This is a genomic window from Methanoregula sp. (genome assembly GCF_041663825.1).
GTDB lineage: Archaea > Halobacteriota > Methanomicrobia > Methanomicrobiales > Methanospirillaceae > Methanoregula.
On record NZ_JBAYLY010000030.1, the window covers coordinates 1 to 15287 of the forward strand.

Sequence of the window (15287 nt, forward strand, 5' to 3'; positions counted from 1 at the left end):
GGGGGGATTTGAACCCCCGACCATTAGCTTAGGAGGCTAACGCTCTATCCGGACTAAGCCACTCGCCCACTGCTCATACCAATTGCAGGGGAATATGTATAAGTTTTGCGCGCTTCAACATCTCTCCCGCAATGGACACAATCGAGGCAACGGAAGGAAAAACGACATTTTTTGTCCCGGTCCAGGACAACCGGGAGCAGTTCCCGCCCGGGACGGCTCCGGTCTTTTTCAACCGTCGTATGGAACTCAACCGGGACGCCACCATTCTTCTCATCTCGGTACTCAAACCATCCGATTACCTCGATGCGATGGGTGCAACCGGTGTCCGGGGGCTCCGGGTGGCAAACGAGTGCGGGATCCCGGTTACCATCAACGACAAGGACCCGGAGGCCATCTCCCTGATCGAGCAGAATGTCGCCCGGTCCGGGCTTCCCGTTACGGTTACCTGCCGGGACGCATGCTCCCTCCTCTTCGAGCAGTCCTTTGACGTGGTTGACCTCGATCCGTTCGGGACGCCGGCGCCGTTTGTTGACGCCGGGATCCGGGGGTGCCGGCGGTTTCTTCTCGTGACTGCCACCGACACTGCGCCACTCTGCGGGGCACACCTCAAGGCAGGTATCCGCCGGTACTTTGCCCGGCCGGCAAACACGATGTACCACGCGGAGGTGGGCCTGCGGATCCTCCTCGCGTTCGTGGTCCGGGAGACGGTAAAACACGACCGGGGCGTCGAGCCACTCTTCTGCTTTGCCCGGGAGCATTTTGTCCGGCTGCACCTCCGGCTCACCCGGGGACCACAGGCAGCCGACCGGACGATCGCACAAATCGGGTTTGTGATGCAGTGCCCGTCCTGCGCCTACCGGGAAGAGCAGCACGGCATGGTGCCCCCCGCAGCCACCTGCCCACACTGCAACAAACCGCTCCTTCCCATCGGGCCGCTCTATCTTGGGAAACTCTTCGATGATGAGATCCTCGGGCAGATGCAGGAACACCTTGCAGATATGACACTCGGGACAAAGAAGGAACTGGGAAAGATCCTTATTATATGCCGTGAGGAACTGCCGACGTCCAGTTTCTACGATTACCATATGCTTGCCCAGAAACTTGCCACATCGCCGCCAGCCATCGATGACGTTATCGAACGGCTGCGTGCTGCCGGGTATGCCGCAAGCCGGACGCATTTCTCCGGCACCGGGCTAAAAACCGACGCCCCGCTCCCTGCACTTCTTGCAGCGATCGGTACATCAGGCCCGACCGGAAAAAACCCGGATTAATAAAAGCAGCCGGGTACCTGACCCGAACCGGAGAAAACCTTGTTTTAACACTACACGTGGACCGGTTTTTTTACAGCATCCCGAAACGATCCCGGGGGCACGGTAATCTCAAACCGCACACCCCGGCCCTCCTCACCGTTTTCCATTATGGAAAACCCGGTGATCACCAGGATCTCGCGGATCAGAAAGAGACCGTACCCGTGGCTCTTTCCCTTGCTGCGCTGGAAGAGTGTGGGGCGGGCGGACGACGGAATCCCCGTACCGTCATCCTCGTACACGATCTTCAGGGCATCGCCATCGCGGTGGCACGATAGTTTTACCGAGGTAAGTTTCCCGCCATGCCGCAGCGAATTGTCAAGGAGATTATAAAAGACCTTTCCGGCCATGGGGTCGGCAAGGATCTCGGTTGTAGTACATTCCGGCCCGATGGCGATATCCGGCCCCTGCACATGCACCTCCTGCCGGGCGCGTGCCATAAGGTCACCGACGTTCTGCCAGACCGGGGCGATGATACCAAGATCCTGGTAATCCTTGGTAAACCGGTTAATCCGCGGGATAGTCGTAGCCGCTCCCCGTATCCGCAGTGCGATCTCCCGGGGCGGCAGGGGTGAATCTTCCTCTTCCAGAAACGAGAGATACCCGAAAACGACGGTCAGCTGGTTGTTGATGTCATGCCGCGTGACGCTGCTGAGTATTTCCAGTTTCTTTTGCGCAACGACCAGTGCATCCTCTGCACCTCTCCAGGTACTGATATCCCCGATGATCCCCAGCACGTACATTTTCCCGTCGGTATCGGTGAACGGTCGGGAAACGGCCCGGACATGATGGATCGCCCCTTTCGTATCCACGACACGGTAATCCGAAGGGAATGATTTGCCGTTTTTTACCTCTTCACACTTGCTGCGCAACCGGTCGGTATCCTCGGGTACGACAACGCTTGTCATCGCGCGGCCAATCATCTCTTCGGGCAACAGCCCCAGGATCTCAAAGCACCCGGGGCTCATATAGACGAATTTCCCGGCATCATCGATGACGAAGACCACATGGTTGAGGGCTTCCAGAAGTATGCGGTACCGCTGTCCGTCCCCGTTCCGGTTAAAATCGGCCTCCATCGTCACTTCCCCGGGTATTTATCCGGCGCGTGCACAAGCTGACAGACGGTCGTTTTTTAACGATCCTCTGTATCCGCTCCTGTGGATATATTTATGCTGCCGGACAAAATAATTATTGTGGAATAATATCCGGTTAAAAAATACGGAAAAATACGAGGTAAAACCGATCCAGGATCTGGACAACGGGGAGATTTTACCCCGAAAGATCTATACGGAAAATTTAGTGCTCTATGATGATAGAGAGGATGTCCCCATCGAGAAGTGTGTGCGTCAGGCCGACCCTCTGGCCGCCGTGCTTCACGGAATCCCCCCAGACCCGGGCATACCGGAACCTGCGGACAAAATCCCGGTGGAGCTTAATGCAGACCGTCTCGACCGTGCTCCCGGTCCGGATGATCAGCGGTACTTCGAGATCGGCATCGCCGTCCCGGGGTTTGAGGTAGACCCGCATGAACCCGAGGCAGTCGTAGATCGAGTCTTTGAACTCCTCCATGTGATACCCGGAATGGGCGGAGATCATGAGCGGCTCGACGCCGAACTTTTCCTTGATGGTGTGCTCGATATCAAGGTAGGCTTCCTTGTCGATAAGGTCCACCTTGTTGACCGCGATGAACGCAGGGACGTAGATACGGTTACCCTGCACCGCGTCGATGAAATCTTCCTGAGTGGCGTTCCCGCGGACCAGCACTTCCGCGTTCATCATCTTGCTCTCGGAGAGGATCGACCGCACATCCTCGATGTCGAGGTCGAGCGCCCCGACCGCCGAGAGCCGGATGCCGCCCACTGCGGACTTCTTGATGGTGATATCGGGTTTTGGCACGTTGATACGGATGCCCGCGTCGTAGAGTTCCTTGATGAGGACGTTCGCGTGCTTGCCGTTGAAGACATCCACGAGGATGATGATGATGTCGGCGCTCCGCACGACACCGATGACTTCCTTGCCCCGGCCCTTGCCCATGGCGGCACCGGCGATCAGTCCCGGGATATCGAGCAGCTGGATCTTTGCACCTTTGTGTTCCAGCGCGCCGGGGACTACGGTGAGGGTGGTAAACGCGTACGCGGCCACCGCGCTCTCGGTACCGGTGAGCTTGTTGAGGAGCGTGCTCTTACCGGTCGACGGGAACCCGACGAGCACTGCGGTTGCATCGCCCGACTTCTTAACGGAGAAACCTTCCCCGCCACCGCCGGACTTCATCGCACGGAAAACCGCTTCGTCGCGAAGTTTTGCCATCTTCGCTTTTATCCGCCCGATATGCTTGGAAGTAGCCTTGTTATAAGGAGTCTTTGTCAGCTCCGCTTCCAGCTCAGCTATCTGCTCTTCAAGACTACCAACCATTTCTCATATTAATCGACGCAGGTTCGGGATATAGTTATTTATGGGGAAACCTTTCGATCCCGCTAAAAAGCCGCAAAACCCCCGTATTATAAAAAATTCCCTGCTTTACCCGGCCCGGTTAAGGGACTTACCCGCTTTTTCATTCACCTGAAGGGCGATAAGAATGCGACAAACTTTAAGTAAGTCCATCTCCCATGTTACTAGAGCAATTACGCTGCTATAGTGTAGACCGGCCAATCATGCGAGCCTCTCACGCTCGCGACAGGGGTTCGAATCCCCTTAGCAGCACTCGAACAAGGGGTTAAGTTCAAAATTAAGATCTAACCCCTATACAAGCCACTTTTGGAAAATATTTGAACTAATAAATTAATCACCGCTTGACGGTAAATGCCAACTAAAAGGAGCGGCAGATAAAAGTTGTCAGAACATAGATCCGGTGGTTCACGAGATTCTGGAAGGGACCTGACGTCTGGAGGCGCTTAATTAAACCACTCTCTTCTTTATTATCGGAGTTTTCTGACTTTATGGGTGCTTAAAAAGAGTTCTTTGGGTTTATTAGCTCAGTAAATCAGGGGTGTATTTCTCCTCATATCAAAACCGATATCCCCTATAAAACGGGAACATTTATAAAATACGGTGAAAGAAATAGATTATTATGGCCCCGGATTTTTCCTATAAAAATAATTTACGGCAGATATCGTGTGTTTTCCCTGTTTTCCCTCTGAATATTGTGCCGGGGTGGCTCTAATCATAATCTGGAGAAGAAAATGATCAGGGTACTCTACATTGATGATGAGTCCAATCTCCTTGAGATCTGCAAGTTGTTCCTGGAGCAGTCAGGACAAATTTGCGTTGATACACTCACCATGGCAACAGAGGCACAAGAGAGACTAAAAACATCCACGTATGATGCAATCATTTCAGATTACCAGATGCCGGTAATGGACGGGATTTCTCTTCTGAAAACCCTGCGATCCCGGGGCGATTCGACTCCCTTTATCCTGTTCACCGGGAGGGGAAGAGAGGAGGTTGTCATCGAGGCGCTTAATAACGGCGCTGATTTTTATATTCAAAAGGGGGGTGATCCAGAAGCCCAGTTTGCCGAGCTGGAACATAAGATCAGGCTGGTAGTTGAGCAGCGAAGAATGAAAACCGAACTGGCACAATCCCAGCGGCGCATGGCAGATATTATCGATTTCCTCCCGGATGCAACATTCGCCATTGACCGGACCGGAACCGTGATCGCATGGAACAGGGCCATGGAGGAATTGACCGGGGTACCAAAAGATAAGATCCTCGGAACTGGAAATTATTCCTATGCACTCCCCTTTTACAGGGAACGACACCCGATCCTGATCGACCTTATATTCCGGGAAAATCCGGATATTGAGAAAAATTACCGGCACGTCCAGAAAAAGGGCGGCAAAATCATTGTAGATACATTTGTCCCGACATTTAACGAGGGTAAAGGTGCATATCTCTGGGGAATAGCATCCTCACTCTATGACACAAATGACAATATCATTGGTGCGATTGAATCGATCCGGGATATCACGGATCGCAAGAAAATTGAGAGTGCCCTTTCCGAGTCCGAATACCTGTACCGGACCCTGTTCGAAAGTACGGGAACCGCGATGTTTATCCTTGAAGGAGATACGACAATATCCCTCGTGAATGCCGAATTTGAAAAGATGTCCGGCTATACAAAAGAGGAAGTCGAAGGAAAAATGCTCTGGACTAAACTTGTGGTTCCGGAGGATGTGGTCTGGATGATGGATTACCATGTCAGGAGACGACAGCCGGGCGCATCGGGAATTCCGAATAATTACGAGTTCCGGTTTGTGGATAAGGGAAATAACGTCCTGGACATGTTCCTGTCAATTGTCCTGTTAAGCAACGGGAAACAGACCATTGTCTCCCTTGTCAATATCTCCGAACGGAAACGGCTTGAAGAGACGCTCCGGCAGAGTACCAGGAAACTTAACCGCTTACAAACGGCATAGCCCCGCCATGAGTCTACACTAAAATCAATAAATTTTCAGTACTATTTCTCCGGGGTCATTCTATCAATAACGATAATTGTTGCATCAGGGTATGTATTTTAAAAAATTGTTGAAGTTACGGGACATAACATTATGAGAATAATACAGCAGACCGTTAGGGAGCATTTCTCTGTTTAGACTAATGCGACCACTCTTCCACCCTCCTTCGTAAGGGATTTGCTTGGAGTCTTGTCGACCCCTGCCGGGCAGAGGGTTCCTGATCGGCATCTGAACCGGTAAGTGCGTAGCGCAAACCCGAGACATTTTAAAGCGTCTGGCCTCGTTCATACGAGAATCTCGATCCGGCATCGCTCATATCATACATGCAAAACCCCTGCAACAACCACTAAAATTTCCCGCCCGGCTTCCGATGAATTCCGGTCGGTTTGTTGACCGCATAACCAATGAGGGGGGAGGGGGTGCCCCCTACCTTCGCGGACAAAGGGGGAGGGGGGTGATCCCCTCTTTCATATCAAACAGGGTGGGGGGGTACCCCTCACCCCCCTCCCTCCCGTTGCCGCGTCCGGCATACTGGCTCCGTCGGAGATTCCACGCGAAATACAAGAGAACGTGCTGGAAACAGGGATGGGGGTACCCCAACGTTCACGGACACAAGGGGAGGGGGGTGATCCCCTCTTTCTGATCAAACGGGGTGGGGGGGTACCCCCTACCCCTCCCCCCATTTTGGTTTTTCCCGAGCACGGGATTCCGCCCGTTCCCGCGAACTTCCCCAAATTCAAAAAAAAGAGCTCAGGCCCCGGCCGCTGCCGGAACCGTCACGTTTGCCGTATTATTGCCCGCCACGGATGTCGCCATGGCTGCCGGAATGACTGCCTGGACATAAAGATCCCCGTTCGGGATTGTTGTTGAATCGGTCGTGATCAGGGTGCCGTCTTTGTAAACATTTACGGTCAGTTTATCTCCCGACCCATCGTTTTTGTGGATGGTGGCAGTAACAAAACCGTTATTCTTTGCTATCTGGTAGAACTGATCTCCGGTGTTTGGCAGTACCTGCTGGCTGCCGGATACCTCCTGCAGGTTGCCGGGTATTCCTACGTAACCTGAATAGTACTGGTCATAGATAACCTCAACCCAGACCCCGGACGATGGCACAACCGGCTGCGTCGGGGTCGGCACGGGAGTTGCGGTCATTGTTGCTGTTATGACTGCTGTCGTCATGACCGGGACGGTCGTTACTCCCGGTGTGGGTGTCGCAGGCTGGAAGATACCGGCAGAGCCCGACATATTTTTCATGATCATAATCCCGCTGACGGCGATGACAAAGATGACGATAATGATGACCGCAAAGAACTTTGATCGCTTCCGTCCCGGTACGGCAGGAACCTGCGGCGGGGAAGTGCCGGCAGATTTCGAGGTATTACCTGCCGTTTCCGGCTCTTTTAGAAGGTCAAGCACGATTTTTCTGGCTTTCCTGGCATTCTCGTAACCGGGATTGAGCGACAATGCCTTATCGACGGACTGGAGCGCCTCCGAATAGAGTCCCATCTGAATCAGAGCCAACCCGCGATTATTCCATACTTCGGCCTTAGTCGGGTCAATCTTAATTGCCTTGTCAAATGCGGCGATTGCACGACGGTAATCACCTTTTTCGTAAAGGGCTACACCTTCCGTGAACCACTTTTGCGAATCATCCATAGTGTATAAAAAAAACCTTATGGGATATACGGATTCCTACTTGCGGCCCCGGGATCCTGTAAAGGTACACCGGAGAGACAGGTACGGCCACCGGATCGACAGATCCTATGAATTACCCTCGATAGAGGGGATACAAAACAACCCTCTCCCGGACCACCAAAAGTACACCAGCAGGGGATTTTGTTGCGCCGGGAGTGCGCATGAGGGATCGGACAACATCCTCACATTTTTCACAAATAGATTCATAAGCTCAAAATAAACAGCTGAATGCATGGCTGAGGATACCGGGGTTTCGATGAAAATACCAACCGGGCTGGTTGAAAAACTGGATACTATTGCACAACAGAAATATCTGAATCGCGAGGACGTAATTATTGACGCATGTACCTTCTATTGCCAGTTCCATGACATGAACAGTGAACGCTTTCCTGAAACGATGCGCAGCATATTCTTTAATCTCGCCCGTCATGACGATGAATTTCGTACGCTGTTGCGGCAAGTGCTACAGGATGATCCCACCACGGATTCTGCTAACAACAAATAAGGTCATCATCTCACGATTACATTCACGGTAAAATCCTCTTTTGGTATGTTTCATTATTCCAGGCTCCCATCCTTTCCGAACACTTCAAAGTACACCCTGCGATCCCCCTGATCCTCGCAACCCTTACAAACCCCAGGGGGCATCTCCCTCCGGCAAAGATACCCTTAAACCTCACCTTCGCAAAACTGAATTTGGTGAAGTATATGGCCAAGGTAACAGTCGGCCCGATGCCGTACATGAGTGTCATGCCAACCCTGATTGTGGGCGCAAACGTGAAAGGTAAACCAAACTACATGACCGCCGCATGGGCAACAGTCGCCTGCATGGCGCCCCCGATGGTCTGCGTAGCGCTCAACAAGACGCGGTATACCGCAAAGGGTATCGAAGAGAACAAAACGTTTAGCCTGAATGTACCGTCTGTTAAGCAGGTAGTCGAGACCGATCACTGCGGACTTATCTCCGGTACGCTGGCGGACAAGTCAACAGTCTTCCGGTCAACCTATGGAAAACTCAAAACCGCGCCCCTCGCGGAAGAGTGCCCGGTCAATATCGAGTGCCGACTGTTCAAATCCGTGGACTGCGGGAGCCACCTGCTGTATATCGGCGAGATCGTGGAGATCCATGCCGATGCATCCTGCCTGACGGACGGGAAACCGGATATCACAAAGATCAACCCGATCGTCTACGCCCAGTCTGCCTATTTCGGTGTGGGCAAGCAGGTCGAGAAGGCATTCTCGGCCGGGAAGAGCTACCGAAAGTAAGGTCGGGAATTTTCCCGTGCTTTTTTTTAAGCCACACAGTTACTGATCGACTCTCCAGATCATCATTCCCAGGAACATCTCATTCTGGAAACTGCATTTCCCGTCAACGGCAGTTTTCTTATAATAATTTTTGATCTTCTTTTTCATGGCTTCCGTGCAGGCCTGTTCGTGGCTGATGATATCGATCGCATGTTCAGCAGCCTTGTCCCAGTCAAGGTCTTCTTTCCATTTCCGGCGATTGATGTTTATCTCCGGGGTATATCCTTTCAGGTACAGGTACATGAACGGGTACAGTATTCCCATCTGTGACCGGAGAGGGCCCGGTGTTTTTCTCATCCCGCGGAGAAGTGCCTGGATCGCCACGTCACCGGTGCTCGGCAGGGATCCAAGGTAAAAACAATACTTCCGCGAACAGGCCATCATCCGGTCAAACGTCTCGCTATCTTTTATTGCCGGCGTCATGGAACTGATCACAAGATCGAATTTGCCCCGAAATCCCAGTTCGTCGATATCCGCGTTCCACCACGAACACTCAACAGGCCGGATGGACAGGCCCTCGTTGTCCGCGGTTTCTTTGAGCCGTTCAAGCATGCCGGAGGAGATATCAAGGGACGTGACATCTGCCCCCGCCCGGGCAAGGGGAATCGAAAGGGTACCGGGCCCGCATCCGATGTCAAGGATCTTTGCACCTTTTATCCGGACCCCTGCTTTCTCCAGGAACCCAAGATTTTCCCTGCACCGTTTACGGCTCTGGGCCGAACTGATCTTTTTTGCAAAATCGCCGGATCGCTTGTTCCAGAATACCGCCAGCTGATCTTCATCCATCAGCCCGGAAAAGGGATGTGTCGCATTCCAGCAGTCGACCCAGTATTTCACGTTCTTTTTCTGCTGCACGTTTTAAAGCCCCTGAAAATACGACAATGATCGTCTGTAGAACGGGAGTCGTACGTAGGGGTTACTACGCATCTGAAAAGAAAATGCTGACCCCTGGAAAATGACCTCCATAACCATGCTTATCCCCGGCTTCCCGCGACATTCGTACATGCGTATGTGAAGTTAGTTTACTATTTTTATTATTAAACGCATCTCATTTATTCCGCAGGCGACGGGAGGATCGTAGTGAGAGGGATTGCCTCCGGCCGCAGCAGAAAACGGAAATACTATCGTAAAATCCGGAGCTTTCCCGGGTAAAAAAAAAATGTATCCGGTGTGCCGGTTTACTTCCCGATCCGGTGGAACCGCAGCGAATGGATCCACCCGAAGATCCCCGTCACCCTCCGCTCCGGGAACACGCCCTCTGCGACAGATTTTACTTCCTCGACCGAATAGAACGCTTTTGGATAATATTCCTTGATGATATTGACCACGCGGGCGAGATCCTTTCTCTTAATGATCGTAAAGATCATCTTCACCGGGCCCTTCCCACCTTCCCCATCAATGCTCGTGACGCCATAGTCATGGGCCCGGAGATCCTGCACCAGAATAGAGGGATCGTCCTTGGTGATGATCCGTACGCTGGCAAGGCCAAGCGACAGTTTCTCCTCGATTGCCATGCCGACAAATGTCCCGGTGGCAAACCCTGCACCGTACGCAATGTAACAGACGGCGTTTGTTAAGTTGTTCATGACCTGGCCGATGGCAACCAGCCAGATAATCACTTCGAAAAAGCCGATGAATGACGGGAGGTACTTGATCCCTTTTGACATGAAGATGACCCGGATCGTGTCCAGGCTCATATCGCAGATACGTGCGCCAAATATCAAAAGAGGCACGATAACAAAGGTGAAAATTTCGGGGGAAATGATCGATGCTACCATTGGGATTACCACCTCAGTTCCGGGTTATCCTGTACTGTACTGGATTTCTGGTTTTATACACCTTATTCCGCATCACGGGTTTTCCCGGACGGGATTTTGTTTTCCGCAGAACCGGATCTTGATTGCGGTGGGTCTTGTCTGCATTGCTGGCGTGCTCGCCTATTTTCTGGTAAAAGCTCTCCTCTATTCTACCGAGCAGGATGCCGGCCTGTAAGCCGGGGACAGGGTATTTGTCACCATATGCCAGACTGTCGGAACTGGCATCCGGTCATCCATAATACCACTTTTTTAGGAGATGACGGGCTTTAAAAAATGGGTATTATTCGTACGTCCTGAGCCGCGAGATGTAGACCCGGGCCCAGACATACGCCACAAGGCTCCCGAGGATGTCTCCCGCGACAATCCCCCACCAGACTCCCTGTTCTCCCATGCCGAGAACGATCCCGAGCACGTATGCAAAGACCGCGATGAAGACCAGGTTCCGCATGACCGTAATCGCAAGCGAGGTCATGCCTTTGCCCACACCCTGGAACATCGATCCCGACATCATTCCCGGAGGTACGAACGGGTAGAAGAGGCACATGACGCCCAGGAACGCGGCAATGGCCGGGGCAAGGTAGGCGGTCTCGGGAGAATACGTGAAGATGGTCGCGAGCTGCTGAGAGAAGATCCAGGTGAGCGCGCTCGTAACAAGCGCGATGGCAAGGCCGAACAGGATCGAGAAATTGTGGATGACCGGGAGTTTGTCGTAGTGCCGTCCGCCATAGGCAGCCCCGGCCACCGCCACGACCGACATGGCGATGCCGACAATCGGGATGATCGCAAACATCACGATCCGCCACCCGGCAGTATAGACCGCGACCGCGTCGGTACCTGCCGTCATCACGAGCATGACATTGAGGAGGATGGAGAGTATCGCCATCATGAAAAATTCAGTGCTTGCCGGAAGCCCCACGCCAAGGATATCCCGGGTTATTTTCCTGTCCGGGACAAAGGCCTTCCACGAGAGCGAGACATACGTATTCTTTTTGACAAAGAACCAGTACAGGAGCACGAGAAGGACCATGACCTGCGAGATGATCATTCCCCATGCGGCGCCTGCAATGCCCATGCCCGCCCAGTAGATCAGGATCGGGTCGAGGATCATGTTGAGGACTGACGATGCGCCAAGGACATACATGGTCCGTTTCGTATCCCCTTCAGCCCTGAGGATTGCGGCGATAACGCTCGTGACAAGGATGAGTACCGTCCCGCAAAAGACGATCTGCCCGTACTGCATCGCAAGGGAAAGGGTCTCCCCGGCACCGAACGCGATCAGGATGGGATCCGCGAGCAGGACGAGCGGGATCGTCGCGATCGCGGAGATGACGATCGTGAGAAGAAGGGCATGGACTGCCGCACTGTTTGCTCCCGCATGGTCGCCGGCCCGATCCTCCGGGAGATGACCGAGGTCGCACCGGCCCCAAGACCGTTCCCGATCCCGATGAGCACCATAAAAAGGGGCGAGACAAAGCCGACCGCGGCAAGTGCATCCGCGCCAAGTCCGGCAACCCAGATCGCGTTTACCAGGTTGTAGGTCGACATCAGGAGCATGACGACGATCATGGGCCCCGAGAGTTTCACGATCGCTTTTTTCGGGTCTCCGGTCAGCAGGGCGACACCGAGGGTACGGGGGTCCGGATTCGGAACCGGGCTTTTTTGGGAGGAGGGCGATGGTTCTGGCATGTTACCCGGCCTCCGCCTTTTTGAGGGACTCACAGCAGGAATCCGCGATCCTCCGGATAAGGAGATAAAACTGCGGCCGGTCCTCCGGCCTGATGCAGGAATACATCAGTTCTTCCCATTCATGGTCGATCTGTTCGATTACCGAGGCAATCTCCTCGCCTTTTGGCGTGAGAAACAGCCGGACGGCCCGGCGGTCGCCGGGGTCGACAATTCTCTTTACGTACCCGGCATCTTCCAGTTTTGTTACCGCCCGCGCAATGGCACCTTTATCGATACGGAAATGCCGGGCAAGGGTATCCTGCATCACGTTCTGCTTTTTTATCAGGCAGAGGAGGATGGGAAACTGGCCGGCAGAGAGACCCAGGGGACGGAGCTGTTCATTTAAGGCAACAAAATGCGTCCTGTTAATGATCGATATCATGGCCCCGAGTGGCATTTCGGCCACGCAGGATTTTGTTGTATCTGGCACCCTATGCTGTACGCAGGAGGGAGGGATAAATGTTGTCGCGGCAACAATGTGGCACCGGAGTTTTCATCTGCCAGTGTAGGGAGGCCACGGGAAGATCCCCATGACCCATAAGGCTACGAAAAAAGACCGCAATATGCCCCGGCACACCGAATTATGTGAGGTAATCCCGGATTTTCTGTGCGAGGGCCAGTTTTTTCTGGATTTCGTCTTTCTTCTCGATCTGGATGCACTCAATGATCTCGGTGATGGGCCGGGAAAGGCTGACAACGTTCAGCGGCCGGCCGATCGATTCTGTCCTGACCAGCCTGCTCGTGATCCAGTCCTGCTCTTTGAGATACTGCATCGCAATACTGACTTCCGGCTGGCGGAGGTCGGCCCCCCGCTCGATATCGCGGGAGGTTGCTTCGGGAGTATTTGCAAGAAATACCAGCACTTTTGCCACGATCCGGGGAACGCCGATCCCGATCAGGAGATCGACGAACTCCGTTTCCTTTTCGGTAAAATACTGCACCTTTCTGCCTGTCATCCAGTCCATCCTCCGGCTGGCATATAATTCAGACGTTATATTTAGAGTGCTATAAGCATTGTGATGGTACAACGCATAATTTTCCAAGGGGTTTACATTACCCTTGCGATCTTTACCTGGATTTTATCGCCTTGTTTTTTTATCTCCACATTGATCTGCTTGTCCTTAATTGAAATTTTGTGCACGCCATATTTACCAGATGCAATAATTCTCTCGAGTTTTGCCATGTCCGCACGGGGCATCCGCCGGAAATCATCATCCACAAAAACGACTGTTGACATGAGTTCTCTCTCGTCTGGCATCCCCCATTGAGGGAATGCACGGAATAACTACTGTTTCGCGGGTGTCCGTATCAACTTTCTGCGGGGGATCGTTTTTGGGGTCTTTAACGGTCTTGTTTCAACCCGGTTTGTAGATTCGAAGCATATATGCGATTTTTTATGAGGAAACATTAAATATCGCATCCCTTCATAACCCTATATGAATTACTATGAGCAGGGAGAAGATCAAGGTTCCAAGCAATGTGTATGAAGAGCTGGTAGCTCTCGAGCGCGAGATCCATTTCACGCTGGACACGCAGGACACAGTACGGCGGGCGGAAGACCGGGGATACATGGCAGCAGCAAACTGGATCCGGCAGAACGAAAATGCATACAAGGTTGGATTCTCATGGGGCTTTGAACCCGATGCAGCGGCACCCCACAGCATGATCCAAGACGTTCCCGAACGGGCAGATCCGGTTCAGCGGCGGACGGTTTCGCATCCGCCACCCATCCAGGCCAGCCGGCCGCAGCCCCCGCCGACCCGGTCCCCACAGAAAAAATCTTCGTCTGGATCGGGCAGCGGGAACGGTATTGTTGCAGGAATCAAAAACTGGATCCACAAATATTTCTGATCTTCAACCTTTTTGTTTTTTTTTAAAGAGCCGGCGACCCGGCAGATTTTTAACGGCGTATTACTTTTAATTTCGTCCTGCGATTGGTGTAGTCGGGTACTTGCGATCTAAAAAAGACAACCGGAAGAACCTGAAGCGGGGGGGTAGCAGCGAAAGCAGGTACAAAGACTAATCTGGAGATACCGGGAAATACTTTCCCGGGAAACACGATCTTTATGGCACGCGAACTCAGCGAAAAGGATATTGAAATCTTAAAGAAACTTGCACCTGAATGCGGTGACCTCACCTGCGGCGGATCGGGACACCAGTTCCACGCGATCCTGCCCCCGGTTTCCAACCATTTTGCAGAGAGTGCCGAGGATTTTACGGGCCGGATAAGCAAACTTTCCGATGAAGAGCTGGCCTACATCACGGAGAAGATCCTGACCGGGGAAGAGGGTCTCGGGTGCGTTGAGGTCGAGGATGCGGAAGCACTGGTAAAACTCATCCACGACCGGATCTCCCCGGAGATGGCAAAAAAAGTGATCGCGGCATACGAGTCCGGGGCTGAATGCGATCGCTGATCATTATTCCGGAACGATCCCTGTCATGACCGATATTGCCCCCCTGCTTCTGGCCCTTGGCTCGCCCACGGTAAAGACACGGCGCGAGGCGGCTGCCCGGCTCGGCAGATCCGGTGACCCCTCGGCAGTGGCACCGCTTGTGCAGGCACTTTTGGATGCACACCCGGCCGTCCGCATTGAAGCGGCACAGGCGCTCGGGCGGCTGGATGACGACCAGGCGGTGCCGGGCCTCATCGCAGCACTGGAAGATCCTGATCCGGAAGTCCGGGCCGGGGCAATCGCGGCGCTTGGGAGGTTGAAGGATCGCCGGGCGGTTATCCCGCTCACCGGCTGCCTTCGCGACCGCGACGACCGGATCCGGGCCGGTGCGGCGGAGGTACTGGGCAGTCTTGGCGACCACCGGGCAGCAGGACCGCTTCTGGACGCAAAAAACGACACCTTCGAAGGCGTCCGGGAGGCGGCAGTCCGCGCCCTTGCCCGGATCCAGAAAAAGGCGTAACACCCGGCCACCAGAACCAGCCCACAATTTTTTAATCCCGCATTGTCTACTTACTGGTACCGGTAAGAGTG

16 protein-coding genes, 1 tRNA gene and 1 pseudogene are annotated in these 15287 nt (G+C 53.4%); 8 read left to right on the top strand and 10 right to left on the bottom strand.

Annotated elements, in window-relative coordinates; all coding sequences use genetic code 11:
- Positions 1–131 precede the first annotated feature (131 nt).
- Entirely contained in the window at positions 132–1271 is a 1140-nt protein-coding gene (locus WCX19_RS11860) for a tRNA (guanine(10)-N(2))-dimethyltransferase (protein ID WP_373008384.1), read from the top strand.
- A 50-nt stretch (positions 1272–1321) separates the two neighbouring features.
- On the opposite strand, the gene WCX19_RS11865 is transcribed toward WCX19_RS11860, so the two are convergent.
- Together WCX19_RS11865 and WCX19_RS11870 are read right to left on the bottom strand one after the other, a co-directional pair.
- Entirely contained in the window at positions 1322–2383 is a 1062-nt protein-coding gene (locus tag WCX19_RS11865; protein ID WP_373008386.1) for a PAS domain S-box protein, read from the bottom strand.
- Positions 2384–2603: 220 nt separating this feature from the next.
- Positions 2604–3719: an OBG GTPase family GTP-binding protein gene (locus tag WCX19_RS11870; protein WP_373008388.1), complete on the bottom strand. Its 1116-nt coding sequence runs from the start codon at positions 3717–3719 to the stop codon at positions 2604–2606.
- A 213-nt stretch (positions 3720–3932) separates the two neighbouring features.
- Between WCX19_RS11870 and WCX19_RS11875 the strand changes: the two genes are divergently transcribed.
- Together WCX19_RS11875 and WCX19_RS11880 are read left to right on the top strand one after the other, a co-directional pair.
- A tRNA-Glu gene (locus tag WCX19_RS11875) sits at positions 3933–4007 on the top strand.
- Between the two features lie 479 nt (positions 4008–4486).
- Entirely contained in the window at positions 4487–5722 is a 1236-nt protein-coding gene (locus tag WCX19_RS11880) for a PAS domain S-box protein (RefSeq protein ID WP_373008390.1), read from the top strand.
- A 789-nt stretch (positions 5723–6511) separates the two neighbouring features.
- Here WCX19_RS11880 and WCX19_RS11885 read toward each other — a convergent pair.
- Positions 6512–7417 carry a tetratricopeptide repeat protein gene (locus WCX19_RS11885; protein ID WP_373008392.1) on the bottom strand — a complete coding sequence of 302 codons (906 nt, stop codon included), beginning with the start codon at positions 7415–7417 and terminating at the stop codon, positions 6512–6514.
- Positions 7418–7688: 271 nt separating this feature from the next.
- On the opposite strand from WCX19_RS11885, the gene WCX19_RS11890 reads away from it, so the two are divergent.
- Positions 7689–7961 carry a hypothetical protein gene (locus WCX19_RS11890; RefSeq protein ID WP_373008394.1) on the top strand — a complete coding sequence of 91 codons (273 nt, stop codon included), beginning with the start codon at positions 7689–7691 and terminating at the stop codon, positions 7959–7961.
- A 22-nt stretch (positions 7962–7983) separates the two neighbouring features.
- Here WCX19_RS11890 and WCX19_RS11895 read toward each other — a convergent pair whose 3' ends face one another.
- Entirely contained in the window at positions 7984–8208 is a 225-nt protein-coding gene (locus WCX19_RS11895) for a hypothetical protein (RefSeq protein WP_373008396.1), read from the bottom strand.
- Between WCX19_RS11895 and WCX19_RS11900 the strand changes: the two genes are divergently transcribed.
- A complete protein-coding gene (locus WCX19_RS11900; protein ID WP_373008398.1) occupies positions 8207–8722 on the top strand; it encodes a flavin reductase family protein in 516 nt (171 codons plus the stop codon). The two genes, WCX19_RS11895 and WCX19_RS11900, sit on opposite strands and share 2 nt — an antisense overlap.
- Positions 8723–8761: 39 nt before the next feature.
- On the opposite strand, the gene WCX19_RS11905 is transcribed toward WCX19_RS11900, so the two are convergent.
- The 6 genes and pseudogenes from WCX19_RS11905 to WCX19_RS11930 form a co-directional block, all read right to left on the bottom strand.
- A complete protein-coding gene (locus tag WCX19_RS11905) occupies positions 8762–9616 on the bottom strand; it encodes a class I SAM-dependent methyltransferase (protein ID WP_373008400.1) in 855 nt (284 codons plus the stop codon).
- A gap of 323 nt (positions 9617–9939) precedes the next feature.
- Positions 9940–10539, bottom strand: a complete 600-nt coding sequence (locus tag WCX19_RS11910; protein WP_373008402.1) for a DUF2179 domain-containing protein — start codon at positions 10537–10539, stop codon at positions 9940–9942.
- A 319-nt stretch (positions 10540–10858) separates the two neighbouring features.
- Positions 10859–12264, bottom strand: a pseudogene (locus tag WCX19_RS11915) (MATE family efflux transporter).
- A gap of 1 nt (position 12265) precedes the next feature.
- Entirely contained in the window at positions 12266–12733 is a 468-nt protein-coding gene (locus tag WCX19_RS11920; RefSeq protein WP_373008404.1) for a MarR family winged helix-turn-helix transcriptional regulator, read from the bottom strand.
- Between the two features lie 151 nt (positions 12734–12884).
- Complete coding sequence (locus WCX19_RS11925; protein WP_373008406.1) at positions 12885–13259, bottom strand: MarR family transcriptional regulator; 375 nt, start codon at positions 13257–13259, stop codon at positions 12885–12887.
- A 92-nt stretch (positions 13260–13351) separates the two neighbouring features.
- Complete coding sequence (locus WCX19_RS11930; protein WP_373008408.1) at positions 13352–13561, bottom strand: hypothetical protein; 210 nt, start codon at positions 13559–13561, stop codon at positions 13352–13354.
- 188 nt (positions 13562–13749) lie between these two features.
- Here WCX19_RS11930 and WCX19_RS11935 point away from each other — a divergent pair, with 188 nt between their 5' ends.
- From WCX19_RS11935 to WCX19_RS11945, 3 genes are all read left to right on the top strand, one after another.
- Positions 13750–14154: a hypothetical protein gene (locus WCX19_RS11935; RefSeq protein WP_373008410.1), complete on the top strand. Its 405-nt coding sequence runs from the start codon at positions 13750–13752 to the stop codon at positions 14152–14154.
- A gap of 215 nt (positions 14155–14369) precedes the next feature.
- Entirely contained in the window at positions 14370–14717 is a 348-nt protein-coding gene (locus WCX19_RS11940) for a hypothetical protein (RefSeq protein ID WP_373008412.1), read from the top strand.
- Between the two features lie 25 nt (positions 14718–14742).
- Positions 14743–15216: a HEAT repeat domain-containing protein gene (locus WCX19_RS11945; RefSeq protein WP_373008414.1), complete on the top strand. Its 474-nt coding sequence runs from the start codon at positions 14743–14745 to the stop codon at positions 15214–15216.
- The last annotated feature ends 71 nt before the right edge of the window (positions 15217–15287 follow it).